Origin of the sequence: Lentilactobacillus farraginis DSM 18382 = JCM 14108 (assembly GCF_000583655.1) — a bacterium.
Lineage (GTDB): Bacteria > Bacillota > Bacilli > Lactobacillales > Lactobacillaceae > Lentilactobacillus > Lentilactobacillus farraginis.
In genome coordinates, this window is sequence record NZ_BAKI01000089.1 from 1 (window position 1) to 1,773 (window position 1,773).

1 protein-coding gene and 1 pseudogene are annotated in these 1,773 nt (G+C 39.4%); both read right to left on the reverse strand.

The window, feature by feature from the left end:
- Nucleotides 1-41: 41 nt before the first annotated feature.
- A pseudogene (locus tag JCM14108_RS13685) lies at nucleotides 42-191 on the reverse strand (CopG family transcriptional regulator); the annotation flags it as partial.
- Nucleotides 192-1,080: 889 nt separating this feature from the next.
- Nucleotides 1,081-1,740 (reverse strand): replication protein, encoded by a 660-nt coding sequence (locus tag JCM14108_RS13690; protein ID WP_035181512.1) that lies wholly within the window; start codon nucleotides 1,738-1,740, stop codon nucleotides 1,081-1,083.
- Nucleotides 1,741-1,773: the final 33 nt, after the last annotated feature.

The following is a 1,773-nucleotide window of genomic DNA, read 5'->3' on the forward strand; positions in this document are numbered from 1 at the left end:
TGAGAACTCGTATTTCTTGAAGGGAATGAGTTCTCACTTATTTTTTGCTCTGATTCCTTTCTTGCGTATTCTTCTAACGCTAATACAAAAATTGCAGATTTAGAAAAACCTTTTTCTTTAGCAAATTTTTGAACTAGAGCATATTGAGCGTCGGTTAAACCAATCGAAACTCTTTTTTTATTTTCAGCCATAATATCCTCCTCTTAAATATTGTAAACAAATTTTACTTTTATTTGATTTTTTTGTCAAGCTATTTTACATCTACACGTTTTTTTGCCGATTTTGTTGGCGTTTTGTTGATTTTTTTTTAATCGCTGTAACCCTTGAGAGAGTAAGGGCTAGCACACCTAAAATTCAGTTTTGGCACTCGGCACTCAATGGGGGGTCGTAGTACGGTCGCAAAATTCGCTCCCTTGCCCCCCTGATTTCCAAATTTCTATCCCGCACGAATAAAACCATGGGCGCTGCCCAAACCTGCAAGCTGTGTCAGCTTGACCCCAAAAATGAGCGGGAGCTCCCGCTCAAACTCACCCCGCACTCGCCGTGAGGCAGGCAAAAAAAGCAGGTGTGCTTTTCTTTGCATGCGCAAAAGTGTCTTGGCCTAGCGAGTCCGTCAACTCCTTAAAGCTCCAAGAGGGGCTAATATCGCCTATAAGGCTCTCTAAGCCCCTCTAAGTCGATTTACCGTTGACAGACAAAAATTATACGGGTAATAGCTAAAATGGCTTAGAGAGCAAATTAGAGGCATTTAAAAGCAATCTTCAAAGTTAATAAAGTCTGAAGGAGTTGGCGACTGGACTTTATTGGCTTTGAAGATTCCAACTGACGCAAGTCAGTTTTGTTTGAGCAAAGCGAAATCTGATACAGGTTTAAGTGTTTTAGCACAGCTCCAATTTGTTTGGAGTACAGGTGCGCCTTTGATATTTTCTTCGGATTTTTTCATTGCTATTTTTAAAGCAATGCGCACTTACACACCACAATTAAAATTGCTGGTGTTTGTGCTAAATTTCCCGTATCAGAAGTCGGCTAGCCGACAACAAAAAAGGTGCTCAAATCGAGCACCTACTTTCCATTCGCTAATTAATCTTGTATCTCGCCAGTCTCTTTGTTTATATCGCCTCTGCCATACTTGCGTTCCTGATAAACAGCATCGAAATAAAGCCTTATCAGTCCAGTGTGGGCTTGCAAGACTGAATTAATCACTTTCATGCTGGGCATGCCATATTCTGAACCATGAGCTTTTAAAAAGCGTCTCAGTTCACGCATATTCGCCAAATTATGGTCATCAATCAAATCGCAAACATCATTCAGCATGTCGTCTTTATCTTCAACGTCAAGCGTAATATAGCGATCAATGTCAAAATTGTTCAGTAAAGCAATGTCATGCTTGCTGTACTTGTGCTTATTTTTAGCAATAGCGTCTTTAGATTCATGTGTCAGATACAAATACATATTTTCCATGCTCTGGACAACAATTTGTACTTTAGCAACACTCTTATCGCCTAAAGCACGCTTGATTTTCAAGCGAACGCTTTCTGCTGTGACAGGATTTTTAGAGATATAAATAACATGATAATGGGCTTTTTTATACTTTTGCCCCTCAACACTGCTCAAATCTTTATCATGAAGCGGGCTAATTGCAATTGGAACGCCTAAAGTTTCAAGTTTTGTTTGCCAATCTTGTGGTATCGATTCTGGATAAAGTAAAAAAGTGAAGTATCTCGCCTTTTCTTTTGCCATTTGTTATAATCACCTTGACAGAACAAGCATTAG

Bases quoted from the DNA above. Each gene is read 5' to 3' on its own strand.
- JCM14108_RS13690 (WP_035181512.1), bottom strand. From the start codon at position 1,740: ATGGCAAAAGAAAAGGCGAGATACTTCACTTTTTTACTTTATCCAGAA.